The organism is Microcystis ichthyoblabe FBCC-A1114, from assembly GCF_050500245.1.
In the GTDB taxonomy this organism is placed as follows: domain Bacteria; phylum Cyanobacteriota; class Cyanobacteriia; order Cyanobacteriales; family Microcystaceae; genus Microcystis; species Microcystis ichthyoblabe_A.
This window is the reverse complement of sequence record NZ_CP191408.1, coordinates 2,125,319-2,146,052: the sequence shown is the minus strand read 5'-3', so window position 1 is coordinate 2,146,052 and position 20,734 is coordinate 2,125,319. Positions and strand designations below refer to the sequence as shown.

At 43.7% G+C, this 20,734-nt stretch carries 20 protein-coding genes and 1 pseudogene; 10 read left to right on the top strand and 11 right to left on the bottom strand.

Annotation, left to right across the window (positions count from 1 at the left end; all coding sequences use genetic code 11):
• The first annotated feature begins 73 nt into the window (after positions 1–73).
• Positions 74–655 (top strand): DUF1997 domain-containing protein, encoded by a 582-nt coding sequence (locus ACQY1Y_RS10425; RefSeq protein ID WP_002793930.1) that lies wholly within the window; start codon positions 74–76, stop codon positions 653–655.
• 8 nt (positions 656–663) lie between these two features.
• Positions 664–1,014, top strand: coding sequence for a Rieske (2Fe-2S) protein (locus ACQY1Y_RS10420; RefSeq protein WP_008204906.1), 351 nt, complete (start codon positions 664–666; stop codon positions 1,012–1,014).
• Between the two features lie 257 nt (positions 1,015–1,271).
• On the opposite strand, the gene ACQY1Y_RS10415 is transcribed toward ACQY1Y_RS10420, so the two are convergent.
• From ACQY1Y_RS10415 to ACQY1Y_RS10405, 3 genes and pseudogenes are all read right to left on the bottom strand, one after another.
• On the bottom strand, positions 1,272–2,084 hold the full coding sequence (locus ACQY1Y_RS10415; protein ID WP_430014519.1) for a DUF362 domain-containing protein: 813 nt from the start codon (positions 2,082–2,084) through the stop codon (positions 1,272–1,274).
• Between the two features lie 15 nt (positions 2,085–2,099).
• Complete coding sequence (dusA, locus tag ACQY1Y_RS10410; RefSeq protein WP_287235032.1) at positions 2,100–3,086, bottom strand: tRNA dihydrouridine(20/20a) synthase DusA; 987 nt, start codon at positions 3,084–3,086, stop codon at positions 2,100–2,102.
• Between the two features lie 143 nt (positions 3,087–3,229).
• Positions 3,230–3,453: pseudogene (locus ACQY1Y_RS10405) on the bottom strand (IS1 family transposase); the annotation flags it as partial.
• Positions 3,454–3,514: 61 nt separating this feature from the next.
• Here ACQY1Y_RS10405 and ACQY1Y_RS10400 point away from each other — a divergent pair.
• The 5 genes from ACQY1Y_RS10400 to lysS all read left to right on the top strand — a co-directional run bounded on the left by ACQY1Y_RS10400 (position 3,515) and on the right by lysS (position 8,760).
• Complete coding sequence (locus ACQY1Y_RS10400; protein ID WP_002732278.1) at positions 3,515–3,769, top strand: hypothetical protein; 255 nt, start codon at positions 3,515–3,517, stop codon at positions 3,767–3,769.
• Positions 3,762–4,064: a DUF3181 family protein gene (locus ACQY1Y_RS10395; RefSeq protein WP_002734773.1), complete on the top strand. Its 303-nt coding sequence runs from the start codon at positions 3,762–3,764 to the stop codon at positions 4,062–4,064. Before ACQY1Y_RS10400 ends, ACQY1Y_RS10395 begins: the two co-directional genes overlap by 8 nt.
• Positions 4,065–4,287: 223 nt before the next feature.
• Positions 4,288–5,373 (top strand): alanine dehydrogenase, encoded by a 1,086-nt coding sequence (gene ald / locus ACQY1Y_RS10390; protein ID WP_430014518.1) that lies wholly within the window; start codon positions 4,288–4,290, stop codon positions 5,371–5,373.
• Between the two features lie 40 nt (positions 5,374–5,413).
• Positions 5,414–6,193 carry an HNH endonuclease gene (locus ACQY1Y_RS10385; RefSeq protein WP_004158479.1) on the top strand — a complete coding sequence of 260 codons (780 nt, stop codon included), beginning with the start codon at positions 5,414–5,416 and terminating at the stop codon, positions 6,191–6,193.
• Between the two features lie 962 nt (positions 6,194–7,155).
• A complete protein-coding gene (lysS, locus tag ACQY1Y_RS10380; RefSeq protein WP_149108128.1) occupies positions 7,156–8,760 on the top strand; it encodes a lysine--tRNA ligase in 1,605 nt (534 codons plus the stop codon).
• Positions 8,761–9,005: 245 nt separating this feature from the next.
• On the opposite strand, the gene ACQY1Y_RS10375 is transcribed toward lysS, so the two are convergent.
• The 5 genes from ACQY1Y_RS10375 to ACQY1Y_RS10355 all read right to left on the bottom strand — a co-directional run bounded on the left by ACQY1Y_RS10375 (position 9,006) and on the right by ACQY1Y_RS10355 (position 13,231).
• Positions 9,006–9,662, bottom strand: a complete 657-nt coding sequence (locus ACQY1Y_RS10375; RefSeq protein WP_002741401.1) for a class I SAM-dependent methyltransferase — start codon at positions 9,660–9,662, stop codon at positions 9,006–9,008.
• 100 nt (positions 9,663–9,762) lie between these two features.
• Complete coding sequence (locus tag ACQY1Y_RS10370) at positions 9,763–10,116, bottom strand: DUF1257 domain-containing protein (RefSeq protein WP_002731874.1); 354 nt, start codon at positions 10,114–10,116, stop codon at positions 9,763–9,765.
• A gap of 135 nt (positions 10,117–10,251) precedes the next feature.
• Positions 10,252–11,763 (bottom strand): AAA family ATPase, encoded by a 1,512-nt coding sequence (locus ACQY1Y_RS10365; protein ID WP_016514970.1) that lies wholly within the window; start codon positions 11,761–11,763, stop codon positions 10,252–10,254.
• Between the two features lie 79 nt (positions 11,764–11,842).
• A complete protein-coding gene (locus ACQY1Y_RS10360) occupies positions 11,843–12,193 on the bottom strand; it encodes a hypothetical protein (protein WP_036395550.1) in 351 nt (116 codons plus the stop codon).
• A gap of 282 nt (positions 12,194–12,475) precedes the next feature.
• Entirely contained in the window at positions 12,476–13,231 is a 756-nt protein-coding gene (locus ACQY1Y_RS10355; RefSeq protein ID WP_430014517.1) for an amino acid ABC transporter ATP-binding protein, read from the bottom strand.
• A 202-nt stretch (positions 13,232–13,433) separates the two neighbouring features.
• Between ACQY1Y_RS10355 and ACQY1Y_RS10350 the strand changes: the two genes are divergently transcribed.
• Positions 13,434–14,936 (top strand): ABC transporter permease subunit, encoded by a 1,503-nt coding sequence (locus tag ACQY1Y_RS10350; protein ID WP_430014516.1) that lies wholly within the window; start codon positions 13,434–13,436, stop codon positions 14,934–14,936.
• A gap of 196 nt (positions 14,937–15,132) precedes the next feature.
• On the opposite strand, the gene ACQY1Y_RS10345 is transcribed toward ACQY1Y_RS10350, so the two are convergent.
• Complete coding sequence (locus tag ACQY1Y_RS10345; protein WP_043998533.1) at positions 15,133–16,497, bottom strand: hypothetical protein; 1,365 nt, start codon at positions 16,495–16,497, stop codon at positions 15,133–15,135.
• A gap of 206 nt (positions 16,498–16,703) precedes the next feature.
• Between ACQY1Y_RS10345 and ACQY1Y_RS10340 the strand changes: the two genes are divergently transcribed.
• Positions 16,704–17,993 (top strand): glucose-1-phosphate adenylyltransferase, encoded by a 1,290-nt coding sequence (locus ACQY1Y_RS10340; protein ID WP_002733318.1) that lies wholly within the window; start codon positions 16,704–16,706, stop codon positions 17,991–17,993.
• Positions 17,994–18,410: 417 nt separating this feature from the next.
• Entirely contained in the window at positions 18,411–19,508 is a 1,098-nt protein-coding gene (locus tag ACQY1Y_RS10335) for a patatin-like phospholipase family protein (protein WP_430014515.1), read from the top strand.
• 166 nt (positions 19,509–19,674) lie between these two features.
• On the opposite strand, the gene ACQY1Y_RS10330 is transcribed toward ACQY1Y_RS10335, so the two are convergent.
• The gene (locus tag ACQY1Y_RS10330; RefSeq protein ID WP_430014514.1) at positions 19,675–20,193 is read right to left on the bottom strand and encodes a TolB family protein; all 519 of its coding nucleotides are present in this window, start codon (positions 20,191–20,193) and stop codon (positions 19,675–19,677) included.
• Positions 20,190–20,726 (bottom strand): TolB family protein, encoded by a 537-nt coding sequence (locus ACQY1Y_RS10325; protein ID WP_002732502.1) that lies wholly within the window; start codon positions 20,724–20,726, stop codon positions 20,190–20,192. Before ACQY1Y_RS10325 ends, ACQY1Y_RS10330 begins: the two co-directional genes overlap by 4 nt.
• Positions 20,727–20,734 lie beyond the last annotated feature (8 nt).

Sequence of the window (20,734 nt, the reverse complement as noted above, 5' to 3'; positions counted from 1 at the left end):
ATCTGGACCGTCGAAAAGTATAAGTTTTGTAAAGTAAAATTAAGAAGGGAGACAAATTTAAGATAACCAACGTATGGAAGTAACTTTTACCGCTGCCGAATCCCTAGAAATTGTTGTTGCTGAACAAACCATCCCGATTCAGCATTATCTGCGCCAACCGCAAAGATTAGTACAGGCTATCGTTGAGACTAGCTTAACAGAACACTTGTCTGAGAATAGGTTTCGCCTAAAAATGCGTCCCCTAAACTTCTTGAATATGTACTATTTTCAGCCCACGGTTATTCTTAATGTCTGGGCTACCTCTGAGGGGACGATATTTTTGCAATCAGAAGACTGTCAGATCAAAGGTATTGATTATATCAACGATCGCTTTAGCCTCAATGTTCAAGGCAAACTCGCTCCTGTGGAAAAAAATAATCAAACCTATCTAGCGGGGAAAGCCAATCTTGAGGTGAAAGTCGCCTTACCACCACCATTATGGTTAACCCCGCGTCCGCTGTTAGAAATCGCCGGTAATAGTCTCTTAAAAGGGGTTTTATTGCGGATTAAACAGCGTTTAATGAGTCAATTGTTGCAAGATTACCAACAATGGGCTAAACAGGATATTATTGCCCAAAATTACCCCGAAACCATTCTCGATCTCTCCCTTAGTTAAATAAAAATATGAGTTGGACAAAAGTACTATCTGTAGATTCCCTTGCCCCCGGCGCCCGTCAAGTGGTAAAAGTGGGGGAAAATTCCATTCTCTTGATTAACAATAACGGTCAATTCCACGCCGTCGGTAATCGTTGTCCCCATTTAAAATTATCGATGACGAAGGGCAAAATTACCGAGGACGGCGCGATCGTTTGTCCCTGGCATCGTAGTTCGTTTGATCTCTGTACTGGTGCTGTCAAAGACTGGATTACTTGGCCCCCGGTGGTTAACAAAGCGATGGCGGCAGTTTCTCAACCCCAAGCTTTACCCGTTTATCCCCTTCGCATCGAAGACGGCAGCATCTGGATAGACGCATAACCGCTCACCGAGGGGGGGTTTTGGGCAATCTAAAGAGCAGTTCACTCGACAATGGGGTAATCTTGGAGAATGCCAAACCCTACCTCGCTCGCTTCCGTAAAAACCCAGTTATGGATTGTTCCCCCCGCTCCGGTGATCCCCACTCTCCTGTATATTTTTTAAACAGGATTGCGCGAGGTCATTCTGTTATTCTGACTTCCCCTCCTGACGACCGGCTCCTGACTCCTAACCCCACCAACAAACTTTTTCAGTAAACCCTAATTAGTTCCGTTTAAAAGTTGAGAACGAAGCAAATCGATCGCATCTAAATAACTCGGCATCGGTTCATTACCTAACAGGCAAGCACTGCGATCGACGCTAATCATATCATCACCCCAAAACACTTGACCGAGAGGAATAGATTTTCCTCGATCTGGGCGCCAATTGCTACTAAAATATTTGAGATTAGCGTCCACCACTGCCCCATCAAAAAGATGACCGATACAAAAATAAACATCCTGTAAAATTAGCGGTACGGAGGGGCGATGTAATTGCCCCCGCGAGTTGGGACTACGGGCTTTATAATGACTACGGGGAAAGAGTCCATAGAGATTTTTTAAAGAAGCAGAAATCAGGGGTTTATCCTTTAAATGGGTGCGTTTTAGGGTTCCAATCGTGATCCGACAATCCACTTCTTCGATAATTTTAGGGGCAAACATCGAGGGAAAACGGACAGGAAAAGGGGAAAGATTCGGATATTCTTGCTGGGTTAAACTATCAGCATCAAGAATATTTATTCCAGGATCGAGAATAGATTTTACACCCAAAATATCGATAATTTCTCTCAAAGAAATAGCCGAACAAACTCCCTCTAATAAGATGATTTCTGCCCCAGGATTTACCCCCCTCAATCCCCGCAAAACTTGACTTAATACCGGCAGACTAACCGTTACTGGTGGTGGCACAGGATAACCTAAATTAGGTTTAATTAAAATACGTTTAGCTGTGATAGCTGCCGGGGGAGGTTGATAAACAAAATCCGCCATAGCTGAATTTTTTACCCCGGCAGTAATTGAGGATTGGGTAATCATAGAAAAGAAAATAAATTAATGGGAATTGGCCAGATCATTTAGGTAGTTTACCTGCTGTAAAGCTTGCCAGATTAGCCCAGAATCGGCCCCAGGAAAATGGCTATTTTCACTAATATAACGCTTCCAGGCCTTAGTTCCGGGCTGACCGGCAAAAAGCTGTAAAAGATGTTTGCTGATCTGGTGTAATTTATAACCTTTACTCACCCATTCATCGATGTAGGGAAGCATTTTTTTGATTACTTCTTCCCGGGTAGGAGGAGTAACCGATTCCCCATAAAAATCTCGATCGACTGTGGCAAACAAATAGGGATTATCGTAGGCTGCCCGACCGATCATAACTGCATCTACTAATTGTAAATGTTGTCTAGCCTGTTCTAAATTAATGATACCGCCATTAATCTCAATAAACAAATGGGGAAACTGATTTTTTAGGCGATAAACATCATCGTAACGTAAGGGGGGGACGGTGCGATTTTCCTTGGGACTTAATCCCTGTAACCAAGCTTTCCGCGCATGGATGGTAAAACGTTGACAACCCGCATCTGCGACAATACGGACAAAATTCGCCATATTTTCGTAACTATCCTGATCATCAATACCAATTCTCTGTTTTACAGTCACGGGAATCGATACAGCTTGATTCATTGCCGATATTCCCCTAGCGACTAATTCCGGGTTAGCCATCAAACAAGCGCCGAAATTGCCCTCTTTTACCCTAGAACTAGGACAACCCACATTGAGATTTACCTCGTCATAACCCATATCTTCGGCTATTTTAGCACATTCTGCCAAAAGATAGGGATTATCACCCCCTAACTGCAAAGCTAGAGGTTTTTCTGCTAGGGAGAACCCCAGCAACTTATAGCGATCGCCGTGTTTAATCGCCATCGTCGTGATCATTTCCGTGTAGAGAAGGGGACAACGGCTAATTTGTCGCAAAAAATAGCGAAAATGGCGATCGGTATAATCCATCATCGGCGCCACACTTAAAATACTGCCCATCTTTCCCTTGATTTTTTCGCTGATCGGGACATTCTCTGGGTTTCCCCAGAGAATAACCAGTCTTCCTGCCAAGATATTTTAAAGCTTTTTGGTAAGTTGACTATCTAATATTACTGGTTAAGTAGTAGTGCAAAATAAATTTCCTAGTGGCTGGTGATTCGGTAGTAGTGATGGCGGTTTAATCCTTTGCTTTGCTGTGCATTGTAGTCATGGATAAAATACCAAAGGATTCCTCAAGGTGATTCTCCATTTTTTTAGAGAAAGATAGACTCTCTCTCACCAGCCGAGAAATCCTTTGTCGAAAGGTATTATTTAATCTTTCAATAGGATTAGTTTGACCAGTTTCTTTCCCGACCAGTCGATGACGTTATCTATTGGCTAAAAAACCGGTACACTGATAACTGATAATTGACAACTGATCACTGCTTATGCCTCCTCGTTGGCCCCGTCAACCCGATCGCAAAAACGATCCCGCTTTCCGACGTTTAGATGATCGCATGAATTTCGCCGTTCATGTGGCGGCTTTTTTAGCGATTAATTCAGGGTTGTGGTTTTTTCATATCATTAAATTTTCCGATTGGACTTGGTTGAATCTGTTCACGGGAATTTGGGCTATTCTATTGGTGGGACATTTGATTTATATAGCGGCGATCGCTAACTACTCGGTAACACCCCATGGCTAACACAACTCAGGACATCGAAAATCTGGCCGCCCAAATCGGCGACAATATCTACATTGACGTGGCTAAATGGCATCTCTATCTCCGGGAGGCCCATTTACACAGCGTCGTTGCCGAAAAAGTCTTCCCTTTGCTCGAAAACGACAGTTTAAGTGAGAATGCAGTCATGTCTCTCCTGCGGGAGATAAAAGTCACCCTCGGAGGTGGTCATCTGCAAGTTTCTCTAGCGGATTTGTTACCCACCAAATGTCAGGTGGATTTAATCGATTTGCTGGAAGAATACCAAAAAAGTCGCTAAAATTCCCAAATAGTATGCCTGATTACTCGCAACTATAGGGTTGGCTGAATAAATCTAAAAACATTGTTCGATAAGTACTGGCCTTTGGAGTGATCCGGGGGGAAATTCCGGGACTTTTCCCCTGAAAATGGCTAAAACCCTACACCCTACACCCCACACCCTACCCCCACCGAAAAACTTTTTCAGCATACCCTAGTTAGAAATAGTCCCCCAGAAGCAAACCATGGAAATAGGTGTTCCCAAAGAGATTAAAGATCAAGAGTTTCGCGTCGGTTTAAGTCCCAGTAGTGTGCGTGTACTCAATGATCGCGGTCATAGGGTATTCGTGGAAACGGCCGCCGGATTGGGTGCTGGATTCAGCGATGAGGATTACCAAAAAGCCGGGGCCAAAATTGTGGAAAAAGCGGCACAAGTTTGGGATAAACCGCTAGTTGTCAAGGTAAAAGAGCCGCTTAAGGCAGAATACGGCTTTTTAAATAAGGAAGCTCTCCTATTCACCTATTTACACCTAGCGGCCGAGCGCTATTTAACGGAAGCATTAATTGAGTCGGGAACAACTGCGATCGCTTATGAAACGGTCGAGCTTGCTGATGGTCGCTTGCCTCTCTTAACTCCCATGAGTGTTATTGCCGGTCGTCTTTCGGTACAATTTGGGGCCCGCTATCTGGAAAAACAACAGGGAGGTAGGGGAGTTTTACTGGGGGGTTTCCCCGGGGTGAGTCCTGGACAAGTGGTTGTCCTTGGCGGGGGTGTGGTGGGTACGGAAGCGGCTAGAATTGCCATCGGTATGGGGGCAAAAGTAACTATTTTAGATATTAACGTCGATCGCTTGGCCTATTTAGAGACTTTATTCGGTTCCAGGGTAGAATTGCTTTATAGTAGCCCGGCACAATTAGAAAATGTGGTTCCTAGGGCTGATTTATTGATTGGGGCAGTGCTAGTCTTAGGAAAACGAGCGCCGACGCTGGTTTCTCGCTCTTTAGTCGCCAAAATGCGCCCTGGTTCTGTAATTGTCGATGTGGCAGTGGACCAAGGGGGCTGCGTGGAAACTCTGCGGGCCACTTCCCACAGTCAACCGACTTACTTGGAGTCGGGAGTAGTACATTATGGTGTCCCTAATATGCCTGGAGCAGTACCCTGGACGGCAACTCAAGCTTTAAATAATAGTACCCTACCCTACGTTATTAAATTAGCCGACCATGGAGTAAAAGCTTTGGATCAAGATGTTTCCCTCGCTAAGGGGTTAAATGTCGCCAATCATCGGTTAATTCATCCAGCAGTGCGCGAAGTTTTTCCCGATTTGATTTGAGCAGTAATTTCAGGGCTGATGGTGGTATTTTCTAGGGGTTATGACTAAGAATTTATGGACAAGGGATGAGCTGCTGATCGCTCTCAATTTATACTATAAATTTCCCTATGGACAATTCCACACCAATAATCCTGTTATTATCGAAGTCGCTGAAAAGTTACAGCGAACACCATCGGCCCTGGTGATGAAATTATGTAATTTTGGTTCTCTCGATCCCAGGCATCAATTGCGAGGAGTACAGGGTTTAAAAGGTATCAGTAAAGCTGATCGGCAAATCTGGCAGGAGTTCGAGGATAACTGGACAGAATTAGCCCTAGAAAGTGAGGAAAAATTACAGGTTCTTTTAGGAGTTATCAACGAACAGCAAGAGGATTTTACTAGACTTGATTTTTTAGAAAATATCAAAACAGAAACCGAGGCAATCAGAAAAGTTAGAATCGGACAAAACTTTTTTAGAAAGACAATTTTAGCCCTATATAACTATCGTTGCTGTATTACAGGAAATCCCATTCCTCTCTTACTAACAGCTAGTCATATATTACCCTGGAGTCAATTTCCCGAACAGCGTTTAAACCCTCATAATGGCCTGTGCCTAGCTCGTACTCATGATACTGCTTTCGATCGAGGTTTAATTAGTTTCGATGAGGATTTAAGATTAATTATTGGCCATGAGATCGAAAAAAAGGCTCAGGATCAAGGTAGCGAGACGTTAGAACTAAATTTTATCAACTATCGCGGTAAAACTTTAAATGTTCCCGATCGCTTCTCACCGGATTTGGATTTTTTAAACTATCATCGCTATCATATATTTCAGGGCTAAAAATAGGATAAGATAAGTTAAATTCTCAATTGCACTACTTTGTTTATAATTGAGTTTGTCTAAAACACTTTTGCAATTTCAGCTTGTGTATAAAGTTTTATCTAAGGATTCAACATTTCTGACCTATGCGGTTATCTATATTTTTCTCAAAAATAAGGAAATCAAGAATATTGATCAACATAAGTACCTAAGCAAAATTAATTACACATATCTAACCCCGCTCTTGCCTCTTGCCTCTTGCCTATCTTCACTAGGAAATTAATTTTGCACGACTACTTATTTATATAACTAATAAAAAATCTGCTATTCGAGGATTTGAAAATATATCTGGACTTCCCCCATACATAAATACTAAAAAATCAACAAAACCCTTACTGCAGGTCGCTTCTCAGAAAAAATTGCCAAGAGGCTACTGGGTACATTTTTCGCTTAAAAATGGACGTTCGGCGATGCTCAGTTGGGCCGTCGAGCCGATGTACCATTGACTGTATCTGGAGTAGAGCGATTCCGTAGAGTTGGCTGTATAGTGATCCCTAACCTGATGGTAACAGATAGTGTCATTAATCTCTAGAGTAAGCGATTCCCTCTGTAGCCATGTTTTTGCTGGTTTTCTGCCCCGAAACAAGCTATAACGGTCCAAAGGTCAAATTTGAAAGTTTTTGCCTCAAACCCTATCCGCGTAAAGACTTCAGGATTTTGTGTCCAGTAGTCCATTAGTATTGTGTTGATTTAACTCAGGCTCTGTAAGACTTTTAGCCATAGTTAGTATGTTTATACGGGGAAGTCGAGGCATATTAAAGATATCTTGTCTTTAATTAGATGGCACAAAGAAGACTACCCCCTGAACCCAGGCCAAAGATTTACACCTCATCTCGACCTACTCCAGATAACCCAGTATGTCAAGTGTTAGATATTCCTTTAGAATGTAAAATGTAAAGACTGTAGATACATAAGGTTAATTCATGTTTTGGGCTGACAAAATTGCTGCGGATGCACAAGGAAACCAAGTTGTCAACGATTCAAAAACCCCATCTGGAAGAGTTCATGTTGGATCGTTGAGAGGGGTTGTGATCCATGATGTGATTTATCGAGCCTTGAAACATTCTGGTAAATCATCGAAATTCCTCTATGGTGTTGATGATTATGATGCACTTGATACTGTTCCCCATTATCTCGATCGAGAGAAGTTTGCACCTTACTTAGGGTTTCCCCTTTGCAATGTCCCTTCACCGGACAATAGTGCCAGCGATTATGCAAAGTACTTCATGGGGGAGTTTCTAGAGGTTTTCGAGCATTTGGGGGTTAGACCAGAGGTTTACTATTTGCGTGATCTATACCGCTCAGGTCGATTAAATTCCTACATTGATACCTTCCTCAAAAACGCTCATTTGGTCAGAGAAGCCTATCTAGAGGTGAGCAAAGCGCGTCGGCCAGATAACTGGTATCCCTTTCAGATCGCTTGTGAAAATTGCGGCAAGATTGCAACAACGGTTGTGTCAGATTATAACGGGTCAGAAGTTTTCTACACTTGCAAACCTGATGCAACGGATTGGGTTCAAGGTTGTGGTCATTCAGGCTGGGTTTCTCCTTTTGATGGCAATGGTAAATTACCTTGGAAAGTTGAGTGGGTGGCAAAGTGGGATCTATTGGGAATCACCATTGAGCTTGCGGGTAAAGATCACTCCCAGAAAGGAGGATCTAGAGATGTTGCGAATGCAATTTGCCGAAAAGTGCTACGAAAACAGCCACCTTTCCATTCACCCTACGAATTCATTTTGGTCAATGGCACGAAGATGAGTTCATCAAAGGGGGTTGGTTCAAGCGCCAAAGAAATTGCTGAGTTACTTCCTCCTGAGCTACTTCGATTTTTAATGCTACGAACTCAGCCTAAGACGGTTATTAACTTTGCGCCCAATTATGAAACGACAACCAGGCTATTTAGAGACTACGATTCTCTAGCTGATAAGTATCAAGCTTTATCAGCAGATGCCCAGCAAGAATCTGCTTTGCCTGAAGAGTTAATGCCATTGTTTTACTCTCAACTTGATGGAGCAATTAAGCCTTACCATCCTGTTGATCTCAGCACGCTGATTTCTTTACTGCAAGTGCCTCACCTCGATATTCGTCAAGAGATTGAAAAACGTAGTACTCAGCCTTTAAAAGAATATGATTGGCAAATTGCCAATCAAAGGATTTCAGTTGCCCAAAAATGGTTGGCGGACTATGCTGACGAAGAAGAGAAATTGGTTCTTTATCTTGACAGGGTTCCTGAGAAAGTTAGGGACTTGACTCTGGAACAGGTTGCTTATCTCAGACAGCTAACTCATAGCTTGACAGATGTTAAGGTTTGGGAAGCTGACGAATTGCAAACAACTTTATTTGCAACAGCAAAAGAGTTAGAAATGCAGCAACCCCTTGCATTTAAAGCTGTTTATTTATCGTTCTTAGGTAAAGAGCGTGGGCCAAAAGCTGGAGCTTTGCTGTCATATTTAGAGCGTGATTTTGTGATTGATAGAATAAAAAATGTAGCAGGTTTTCTTGAAAAAATGCCAACGATTTCGAGGTAATTATTGATGTTCAACAACTTTAGAGAGTACTTACACCAGTTTGCATTATCAGTTGATATTGTAGATCGAGATATTCTTGTAAGTATTCGTTAAATCCTCTGGCAATACTTACACAAATCTCTTAGTTTACAGTTTGCGGAGGAATTACATCCAACACAAGTGAACAATAAACCAGGACAGATCAAATAGGCTATTCCAACGAATTACAGATATTATCGGAATAGCCATCTGATTGTTAACGGTGATTATAATCCTAGAGAAGATTCTTTTTTTCCTATCACTGCATAGAAGGGATCAGCAACCATAATTCCTAACATTTGCAGGAAACTGGGGGTAGTAGCAGGACGAACGATCGCCTGTACTTCCCTAAATCCCGCCACCGATTTAAAATAGGATTTCACTAACGCTACCCGGCCTAAATCGCTATTATCGCGCCAAGCAGCGATCGCTTTTTGGTAAAACATCCGATTGGAAAAACTGACCACCACCAGACCATTAGGCTTTAAAATGCGATACAGTTCCGCAAAAATCGCCTCTGGATACTGCAAATACTGCACCGACACCGTGATTAACACCGCATCAAAAGAACTATCCCCTAGGGGCAATTTTGGCTGTGCATTGAGATCTTGGACAAAATAACTATGCAAGCGGGGATTTTTGGCTAACTCCTCCCTATTCATCCCGTGACCTTCGATATGCTCGAATTCCATCTCCTCCGGTAAATGGGACACCCAGCTGCTCATCAGGTCTAAAATGCGCGTATTCGGCGATAATATCTCTCGATAGAGAGCGGTTAATCGATCGATAAAACCCTCATCCACGTGGGTGACAAAGCGGGGAAAAGCATAAAAATCGCTGTCTTTCGTCGGATCGAGTTTAGTTCTTTCTTCGGGTCGGAGCATTTTTGTCAAGTTAATTTTACTATTCTTAACATACCCCACAGACAGAAAAAAGGGTTAACCGAACTGGTCAACCCCTAGGCTTGGGAACGCGCTGTAAATCTTAGCTTTGAACGACTAGCTTAACGTTAGCGTTTTGCAGACCGCGCTGTTTCACTTCGGATAGGGTTTTGTTCACAGCGTATTTTTGGTTGATCGAGTTGATCAATTCGGTTTGATTGTGTTTTTTGGCCACACCCCAGAGGTCAGCGATTAAATCGAAACTGCCGTCGGTATTGCGGGACCAACCGAGATCATATTCGCCATCGAGAACAGCAACGATGTCAGAGCGAACCCGTTGACCGTTGTAACCACGAACATCAGCTTCGGTTTTTACGCTAATACCTAGGTCGCGGAGAGAAGCTTTGAGGATTTCGGCATCGGTGATTTTGGTCCGGAGAGTGCTGAAATGAGACATTGGAATTTCCTCTTTGTAGATTAAGAATTAACAACAACAGATTGAGAGTTAAAGAGTGCCGCCAAGCGGCTTTTCGAGGCATTGCTAGTCCCTGAGAACTAGCCTTTCATCCCGTTGGGAGCGGGCGAAAGTCTGTTAGAACTCCAATCGCTGGTACTCAGCGACGGAGGCCGAAGCAGGTCGGGCGCGTTGTCTGGCCCAATCACGCAGGGCAGTTACCTGTTCGGTCATGGTGCGAGATAGGGGCAGAGTCGCCTTAATCGCCGCAATAATGTCTAATTGCGTGAATTCGCGATCTTGGGCGAAGGCCTCATACATGGCGGCAATCAGCGCCTGTTCTATTTCCGCACCGGAAAACCCATCGGATACCTTGGCTAACTGCTCCAAATCGAAGCGAGAAATGTCGGAGCGTCGTTTAGTCAGGTGAATATTAAAGATATCTTGTCTTTCTTCGGAATTGGGCAAATCGACAAAGAAGATTTCATCGAAGCGCCCCTTGCGGAGAAATTCCCCGGGTAGCCGTTCAATCCGGTTAGCTGTGGCCATAACGAAGACGGGCGAGGTTTTTTCCTGCATCCAAGTCAGGAAGGAGCCGAAGATGCGGCTAGAGGTTCCCCCATCGGAATCGGCGGATCCTGTACCACCGGCAAAAGCTTTATCTAATTCATCGATGAAAAGAATGGCCGGAGAGATGGATTCGGCAGTTTTTAAGGCATTACGCAGGTTAGCCTCGGACCGTCCCACCATGGAACCATCGTAAACCCGTCCCATATCTAAGCGCAGGAGCGGTAAACTCCAGAGGCGCGAGGTGGTTTTGGCAATTAAGGACTTACCACAGCCCGGTACTCCTAAAATTAGCATTCCTTTCGGTTGGGGGAGTCCGTAACCTCTGGCTCTTTCTGTAAAGGCGTTCGAGCGCTGTTTTAACCATTTTTTTAGTTCTTCCAGACCGCCGACGGCATTGATGGTCTCGTCCTCTTCAATGTATTCTAAAATTCCGTTGCGGCGAATCAGTTGTTTTTTCTCGGAAAGGACGATTTCTACCTCGTCTTCCGTTAATTTGTTGGCTTTTACATAGGCCTTGCGGTACACCTTTTCGGCTTCATCTTTGGTTAACCCCAAGGCCGCTTTCAGCAGTTTTTCCCGGACTTCTGTGGTGGTACGACGATTTTGATTTTTGCCTAGATGTTGCGAGAGAACCGTATCCAACTCTCCCATGTCCGGCAGGGGAAAATCTAGAACTACCACGTCTTTCTCTAGTTCTATGGGGACTTCTTGCAGGGGAGACATTAAAATAATGATTTTTTCGGTTCCTTTAAAGCTGGCGATCGCATCTCTTAACCAGCGAGTCACCGGAGCAGAAGTGATGAACGGATGCAGGTCTTTAAAGATGTAGATACCCCCTTCCCGTTGACGCACTACCCATTCGATCGCCGCTTCTGGCGACACGGTATTATGTTGACTGGTTTGGCGCGGTTGACCCAGTTCGATCATGCCGTGGGTGACAGTCCAGACAAACACCCGTCGATGTTGTGTATTTAGTTGGGCTATTTTGCTGATGGCTTCTTCCGCCCTTTCCTCCTCGGAGGTGACGAGGTAAATCAGGGGATACTGAGCCTTGACGAGAATTCCTAGCTCTTCTTTCATAACATCGACCCTATTTGTGGTAACGGTTTTGACCTTGGGCGGCTGATGGCTGTAGATGCCTTGTTCGGCTACTGAGAGTTTAGCAGGGAACTAAGGCTGCTTCTCCTTCTGTGGTTCCTTGAACGCCAACGGGTTCGGGAACTTCGAGCGGGAACTCGTCGCCCACTATTGCGGGCTGGCGTTTGATCGACCTTAGCCGATCTTCTTTCATCACTAACGCGGCATCACACTCGGGACAGACATGAACCTGATAGGTTTTGCCGTAGGCGGCGGCTTCGATTTCTTCTACCTTTTCGGGGTATTTTAGGTAGAAAGCGATCGCTTTTTCCACCAGCCCTGACATCGATTCTTCATCGATCGCGGCTTTGATTTTCAGTTGACGATGGACTCCAGGGGGAAGGTACAGTGTGACTTTTTGCTTGTCTTGCATATCACTAAATTGGTTTACCCGGGTATGTGTCTCTACTATAACCACTGTCTTTCTCTCCTGTCAAGATGGTAAGCTGTTATAACGGCATAATTGTAACATTTCTTTACAATTGTTGGGGAAGTGGGGTGTGGGGTGTGGGGTGTGGGGTGTGGGGTGTGGGGTGTGGGGTGTGGGGTGTAGGGTGTGGGGTGTGGGGAGAATAAATAAAAATAATCTCCTGACTCCTGACTCCTGACTCCTGTCTTCTGACTCCTGTCTTCTGACTCCTGAATTCAGCCAACCCTAATTACTATTGATGCGACTTAAAAAGGCTTGTAAGCGCTCGCTGTGGGGATGATTAAAAAAGGTGTCGGGATCGCCTGCTTCTTCGATCACACCTTGATTAAAGAACAAAACCTTGTTAGAGACTTCCTTAGCGAACTGCATTTCGTGGGTGACGACTACCATAGTCATACCGTCATCGGCCAATTGACGCATGACGTTTAACACTTCCCCGACTAATTCCGGATCCAGGGCCGAAGTGGGTTCATCAAATAAAATCACCTCTGGTTTCATGCAGAGACTGCGAGCGATCGCCACCCGTTGTTTTTGTCCTCCCGATAATTGGTCGGGATAAACATCGGCTTTTGGGGCCAAACCCACCTTTTCCAGATAATGAATTGCGGTCTCTTTAGCCTCATTTTCCGAGTGGTGTAACACTTGCTTGGGGGCCAACATCAAGTTTTGTAAAACGGTGAGATGGGGAAAAAGATTAAAGTGTTGAAACACCATACTTACCCGGCTGCGTAACTTGCGGAGGACCGATTGATTTAACTTCGGGGAAGAGATGTCAATTCCCATCACCTCCAAGCGGCCGCCGTTAATTGTTTCCAAACGATTGAGACAGCGTAAAAAGGTACTTTTGCCGCAGCCAGAGGGACCGATTACCGATACCACATCCCCTTGATAAAGAGTGCCTGTAACTCCTTTAAGTACCTCTAAAGAGCCGTAACTTTTGCGTAAACCTTCACTAACAATCACAGGGGTGGTAGTGGTCATGATGTCCTCTCGTAAAAAATTTTACATTCTGTCTGTATAAAGGTATCGAGATTAGTTTCTGCCAGATTGTATCCTTGACGACATTTTATCAAGAGGAATAATCATAATACTCAAATAGTCTCTCTACATCTGTCTTGGGTGGGAAGTAGGACGAAATTACTAACTTAGTTGAGCGAAAAAATCAAGGAGAAACAATTAAAAAATGATTAAATTTTGGCGAGGGCGGGCGGTACAGAGAGTTATCTTTGCCTTGTTAGGATTAGTTTTAGCGCTCGGATTAACTGTTATTCCCGCTTTTTCTCAGACTCCTCCTAATCCTTTTCGAGTCGCCACAGAAGCGACTTTTCCGCCCTTTGAATTTCAACAAGGGGGACAATTAACTGGGTTTGATATCGATTTAATGCGGGCGATTGGCAAGGAAGCCGATCTCAACATTGACTTTAGAAATTTACCCTTTGATGGCATTATTCCGGCTCTACAAGCGAGAACAGTGGAAGCCGCTATTAGTGGCATGACCATCACCGCCGAACGCGCTCAAGCGATTTCTTTTTCTCGACCTTATTTTAGGGCTGGTTTAGCGATCGCTGTTCGGGAAGATAATAAGACGATTAAAAATTTTGAAGACTTAAAAGGCAAAAGAATTGCCGTCCAAATTGGCACAACAGGAGCCTTAGAAGCGGCGAAAATACCGGGGGCAACAGTTAGTCAATTTGACTCGGCCGCTTTAGCTTTGCAGGAATTAATTAATGGTCGAGTTGAGGCGGTAGTTAACGATAAACCCGTGACTTTGTATGCAATTAAACAAGCGGGTTTAAGGGGAGTAAAGGTGGTCGGAGAATTATTAACGGAGGAATTCTACGGCATTGCTTTACCCAAAAATTCCCCCTATCTCCAGTTAATTAATGATGCTCTCGGTCGAGTTATAGAAAGTGGTCAGTACGATGTTATTTTTAGGCAATGGTTTGGAGAAAAACCGCCAGAATTACCCTTAGTTGCCCCAGCTTTAAAGAATTTACAGGAATCGAGGTTTAACTGGGGAGAATTATTCTATAACCTGATTGTGAAAGGGGTTCCCTGGACAATTCTGTTAACAGTTCTGTCTTTTCTGTTCGGGTTAATCGGTGGAACTTTAGTGGCTATTGCCCTGATTTCTCCCTACAAATGGTTAAAAATAATTTGCCGCATCTATGTGGATTTCTTTCGGGGAACACCGATGCTGGTGCAATTATTCTTGATCTATTTTGGTTTGCCCGGGTTGTTCCGAGAAATTGGCTTAAATATCGACTTAGATCGTTTACCGGCGGCCCTATTTGCCCTAAGTTTAAATGTAGCGGCCTATTTAGCTGAAATTATGCGCGGCGGTATTCAATCGATCGATAATGGTCAATGGGAAGCTTGTTCTAGTTTAGGGATGTCCCCAGTGCAAACCATGCACGAGGTGATTTTTCCCCAAGCTTTTCGCCGGATGTTGCCGCCCTTGGGGAATGAATTTATCACCCTAATTAAAGATACCAGTTTAGCGGCAGTAATCGGTTTTGAAGAATTATTCCGGCAAGGTCAATTAATGGTGGCCACTACCTATAAAGCTTTCGAGATTTATATCGCTGTTGCTGTAGTTTATTTGGTTTTAACTACCCTTTCCTCTGTGGTATTTAAGCGCTTAGAGATTTATATGGATCCCCTACATAAATCTAAACAGGAATAGAAAGCTTAGACGCAACAGATGGGAACTGATAAGTAATAGGGCAAAATTAATTTCTTGGTTAGGATAGGCAAGGGGCAAGAGGTAGTTAGATAGGGTTTGCTGAATAAATGTGAAATATAGACGAGGTAAGTTGATAATTTTTAACGCCTACCTACTTAACATTGCACTGGAGAAAGGAGAAGGGAACTTTTTTGACTTATCTCCGTGGCATATTTGCCCCTTTAATCGTGTCGCGGATGACGATTTTTTGTTCTTTGGAATAACCGGCAAAAGAACGAGTAGCAAGTAACTCGATTTCTACCCCCGTACCCGATCGCAAGGATTCCACAGGTAAGGGTAATTGACCGATATCCAGAATAAATTGATTGCCCTCCTGTCGGATTAAATTAGCAGGCATATCTCCTTCATAGCGAGTGACAAAATCAGTTCTGGGACTGGTTTGCAGGTCGTCTGCTTGCCAACGAGTGACGCGATAACGCAGTTTAAATTTAGTGCCAATTAAATTCGATTGGGAAGCTTTATCTTCGAGAAAAAGCCTTAAATCAGTACCATTTCCTGTAATACCTTTTGCTTCTAATTGGGTGACATCTCGTTCAAAAACAGCATTATAAACGACAAATTCCGTAACATTATTGCGTTTTTGAGTGGTTCCCTCGATCCAGAGTTCACTGGGGACAGTTACCTTCATTTCCTTTTGAGCATCGAGGGTTAAAGTAAAACGCTGATTAGCAAACCGGTTAAACTCTTGGGGGGCATTCCAAATTAAAATAAAAGAACGTTCCGATCGATCTAATAAAATCCGATATTGATCATCGATCAGGGAACCGGGAGAAAATAAAGACATTGCCCCAGTGCGAGTTTCCCAACTATTTTTAGAGAGAATATAACCCCGTTCTTTTAACTCCGAAAGGGGAACAGTTGCGCTCGGTTGATCGGCAGTTAAAGGGCGATCGATTTGAATTAAAGTTAACTGTCCTAAACGTCCCTCGCGACCGTTACGACCACTATTACCCGTCGCCCCATCCAGACCGTCCTGACAGCTAAATTCTCTGGTGGTACAGCTATAATTGGCATCACCCGGCCTACCGCTACAGGTTTGAATTGTCCAGAAAGGTTGGGAACAGCGACAACCCTTGCCCCCTTGACCTCCTTGACCCCCAAAACCCCCAGCGCCTCCGGCAGCATTGACCGTTACTTGTCTTAAAAAATCTAAATTAGTGGCATAGAGGGTTAAAGCGCCGCCATTGCCCCCATCACCACCATTACCCCCATTGCCACCGTTGCCACCACCGGCCGCCTGAAGATTTCTGGTGACGTTGCTAGGTTGACCGCTACAGTTGCCATCGCTGCCATTGCCGCCATTTTCACCATCGACCCCTTTTTGTCCTGAAATATCGAGTTTTAGGGGAGAACCATCGAGAAAAAGGGTTAAACTGTCACTATTTTTGCCTTGGCCGCCGATCTTGCCAGCTTTCCCACTTTGACCTTGTTTACCGAAAGTCTGTACATCGGAACCTTGGGCTAACCAAGAACAGCGATCGCCCGTCACCGTGGCAGTCACCAGGTACGGTAAAGGGAGAAAAAAGGTGAATATTAATGATTTAGCCCAAAAATTCATGATTTTAGCGAATTTATCCGCAAAGACTCCGATCAATTCCCTCTTGATGACTTTTGGATCTAGATTTTTGTTTCCCCTCTATCAATAAGGTGCGCTATCATCCTACACTTACTTTGAGAAGGAAACTGCCAATCGCGAGGGTTACGCGCGTGAAAAAAGTATTAGCTATTATTTTGGGTGGCGGGGCCGGAACTCGCCTTTATCCGTTAACGAAACTGCGGGCAAAACCTGCCGTCCCCCTAGCGGGAAAATATCGCTTAATCGATATTCCCGTCAGCAATTGTATTAACTCCCAGATTGACAAAATCTATGTGTTGACGCAATTTAATTCCGCTTCCCTCAATCGTCACCTCAATCGTACCTATAATTTTACGGGTTTTAGCGATGGTTTCGTGGAAGTTTTGGCGGCTCAACAAACCATGGAAAATCCTCAATGGTTTCAAGGCACGGCCGACGCAGTACGACAATATATCTGGACGATGAAGGATTGGGATATCGATGAATATCTAATTCTCTCCGGAGATCATCTCTATCGCATGGACTACGGTAAGTTCATCGAACGCCATCGGGAAACCAACGCCGATATCACTTTATCGGTGGTTCCCATCGATGAACGTCGGGCCTCCGCTTTTGGGGTGATGAAAATTAATGATTCGGGGCGAATTGTCGATTTTTATGAGAAACCCAAAGGGGCAGAATTGGAAAGAATGCGGGTAGATACGACGATTTTAGGCTTAAGTCCCGACCAAGCTCGTCAAAGTCCCTACATCGCTTCCATGGGAATTTATGTCTTTAAAAAGAATGTTTTAATCGATCTGCTCGATGCCAATAAAGAACAGACCGATTTCGGCAAGGAAATTATTCCCTCGGCGGCTAAAGACTACAATCTTCAGGCTTATTTATTTAAGGGTTACTGGGAGGATATCGGGACGATTGAAGCCTTTTATGAGTCTAATCTCGCCTTGACCCAACAACCAAATCCCGCCTTTAGTTTCTACGATGAAAAAGCCCCCATCTATACCCGTTCTCGCTATCTGCCACCCACAAAAATGCTCAATTGTACGGTGACAGAATCGATGATTTCTGAAGGTTGTATTCTCAAAGAATCTCGCATCCATCACTCGATTTTAGGTATTCGTAGTCGAGTCGGCAAAGACTGCACGATCGAGGATACAATGCTGATGGGAGCCGACTTTTATGAGTCTTTCCCCGAACGGGAAAGTCTGATCGGAAATGCCAAAATTCCCGTGGGTATCGGTCCCGGTTCCACTATTCGTCGGGCAATTGTGGACAAAAATGCTCGCATTGGTTCCAATGTTTTAATTGTTAACAAAGATCGTGTGGAAGAAGCTAATCGCGAAGATTTAGGTTTCTATGTTCGCAGCGGCATCGTGGTTATTTTCAAAAATGCCACTATTCCCGACGGCACGGTAATTTAATCTATCAGTTATCAGTTATCAGTTATCAGTTTTTCCATTTTTCTAGTTATTATCGCTTGAATATAGCCGCAGGCTGATGGCTTCAGCTAATTACCTAGACAATTCTCTTGAAATCCTAAGTAGCTGGTTATAATTAAATTAACAATGGATTTTAGGTTCGATCCCCCCTGCCCCCCTTGATAAGGGGGGTGCCGATCCCCCCTTAGTCCCCCCTTTAATCCCCCCTTAATAAGGGGGGCATCTGAAAGTTTTTAATACCTACCTACTTATCCTTTCCTAGAAGTGATGGCAAAATATCCCGGGCAGCTCTTCTGAAAATCAGAAAAATTTCTATATTTTTGCATCCGATTTTAAGTTTATCAATTAACCTTAAATTAAAGCCCTAGGGCTTAGATAGAAGCCATTCAAAGGATATTTATGAAAGCCAAAATCGCGATCGCTTGTCAGGGAGGCGGCAGTCAAACTGCTTTTACTGCCGGTGCATTAAAAGCATTATTTGACAATAAAGTACAAGATTACTTTAATATTGTCAGTCTCAGTGGTACTTCTGGCGGTGCTATCTGTGCCTTTTTCACCTGGTATGCTCTCAAAAAAGGTGATAGCATCGTTTGGAAAAGAATGATTGATTTTTGGGAAGATAATAGCGCTCGAACTCCCCAAGAACAACTATTTAATGACTCAGCTATTAAAGCTCTAGAATTGGCCAGCAAAGGATTAATTCCCCAGTATAATCTCAGTCCTTCCTCTCCGATTACTAAAACCTTATTTTCTATAGCTACCTATGGTTTACGCAGTCGCTTTACCAACTTTGATCAGTTACTAAGAGCGCATATTGACTTCTCGGAATTAGCCACTTGGGGAGCTAAACCAGAACCACCAATTTTATTAATGGGGGCCTGTAATATCCTCACAGGAAAATTAAGTAAATTTAACTCGCGCCAGGAAGCAGTTAAAATTGAACATATCCTAGCTTCTGCTTGTGTTCCTAACATTTTTCCTGCTGTCACCATTGAAACTATGGCCTACTGGGATGGACTATTTTCCGATAATCCCCCCATCCGTTCTTTAATTCGCCGTGAATTTGTTGGAATCGAAAATATTCCTGATGAAATTTGGGTAATTAAAATTAATCCCACCTCTAGAGATAAGATCCCCGTGCAATCCGATGATATTGCTGATCGCCGTAATGAATTAGAAGGCAATGTTTCCCTATTTCAAGGTCTCGATCAGATTGACTTTCTCAATCAATTATTTCTCAAAGGAGCCTTTAAAGAGGAATTTTTGAGCGAGATCGGATTAACAGAACCATTAAAAATTCCTAAATCTTTCCCAGAAGATCTCGATCAGAATTATCATATTCCTATGATCGAAATGTCGGCGGAATTGGCCAATAGTCTCAACTATGAAAGTAAACTCGATCGCTCTCCTGCCAATATCCAGCGTCTGATTGCTGACGGGGAAAAACAGGGAAAACAATTTCTAGAACATCGACTAAAAGCTATGGGTTTAGGATAATTTTTGAGGTTTCAAAAACGACAAAAATAAGGATTAAATAGCATGAAATCTGTCAATAGACTATTTAATTGATTATTATTCATTCTTAATTCTCCTGACTACTGACTACTGGCTACTGACTCCTAACCCTAACAACAATTTTTGATTTTTACAAGAGGTCTAATGATCACTGATTTTCATTGACTAATACCCGTCCAGATAGATCGTAAATCATAATATCCCATTGCCCATTTTTTGCCGCTTCAAAAGCCACTTTAGAACCATCAGCACTGATGATCGGATTGCGTACTTCTGCGAGCAGATCGGGAGCAATTTCCCTTCTCTGTTGAGTTTGTCGATCATACAGATAAATAGCCGTTTTTCCCTGACGACTAGCAGTAAAAACGATATAACGACCATCTTCACTAATGGAAGGACTAGAAGCGATCTGATCGAGAGAATTTAGTCTGGGTAAAGACAATAAACGACGATCAATGGCATCAAAAAGATAGATAGCTTGGGAACCATTGCGATCGGAAGCAAAAACGAGATAGCGAGAGGCAAGATAGGGAGTTAATTCACTAGCAGCACTATTTAAACTTCTCCCCCCTCGATCGAAAGGAAAAGACAATAAACTGGGATAACCCGCACATCCAGTTAACAAACTAATTACAGCAACAAGACTAATAAAAAAATAACGTTTCACGGTTTGGGACTTTCAACGGGACTGCCATCGGCAATATCTAACTCGATATTCGGACCGCGATCGAGAACCTCCACATCCCATTGTCCCCGACGAGCTGACTCAAAGACAAGATAACGACCATCGGGACTAAGACGGGGATTTCGCAACCAACCGCGATAATTTTGACTCAATAACTCAGAACGATCGGTAATGCGATCATATAAAGCGATGACGGGACGACCCTCAATAATCACCACATAAGCCAGATAACGCCCCGTTTGGCTTAAACTAGGGCTATCGGTAATTTCTTGACCCGTATATAATCCCCCTAGGGTCTGGTATTGTTTTGTCTGCAAATCATACAGCAGTATCTGATTACTACCGCGACGATTAGACAGCAAAGCCAGCCAACGACCATCACCACTCAGGGCAGGTTTTTCGTCATTATAGCGACTATTGAGGGTTCCTGTAGATAAACCGGGGTTATTGAGATTACAACCGCCTATAACCCCTAAAAACAAGCAGATAAACAGGAAAAAGGGAGCTTTGGTCATCGGACCTA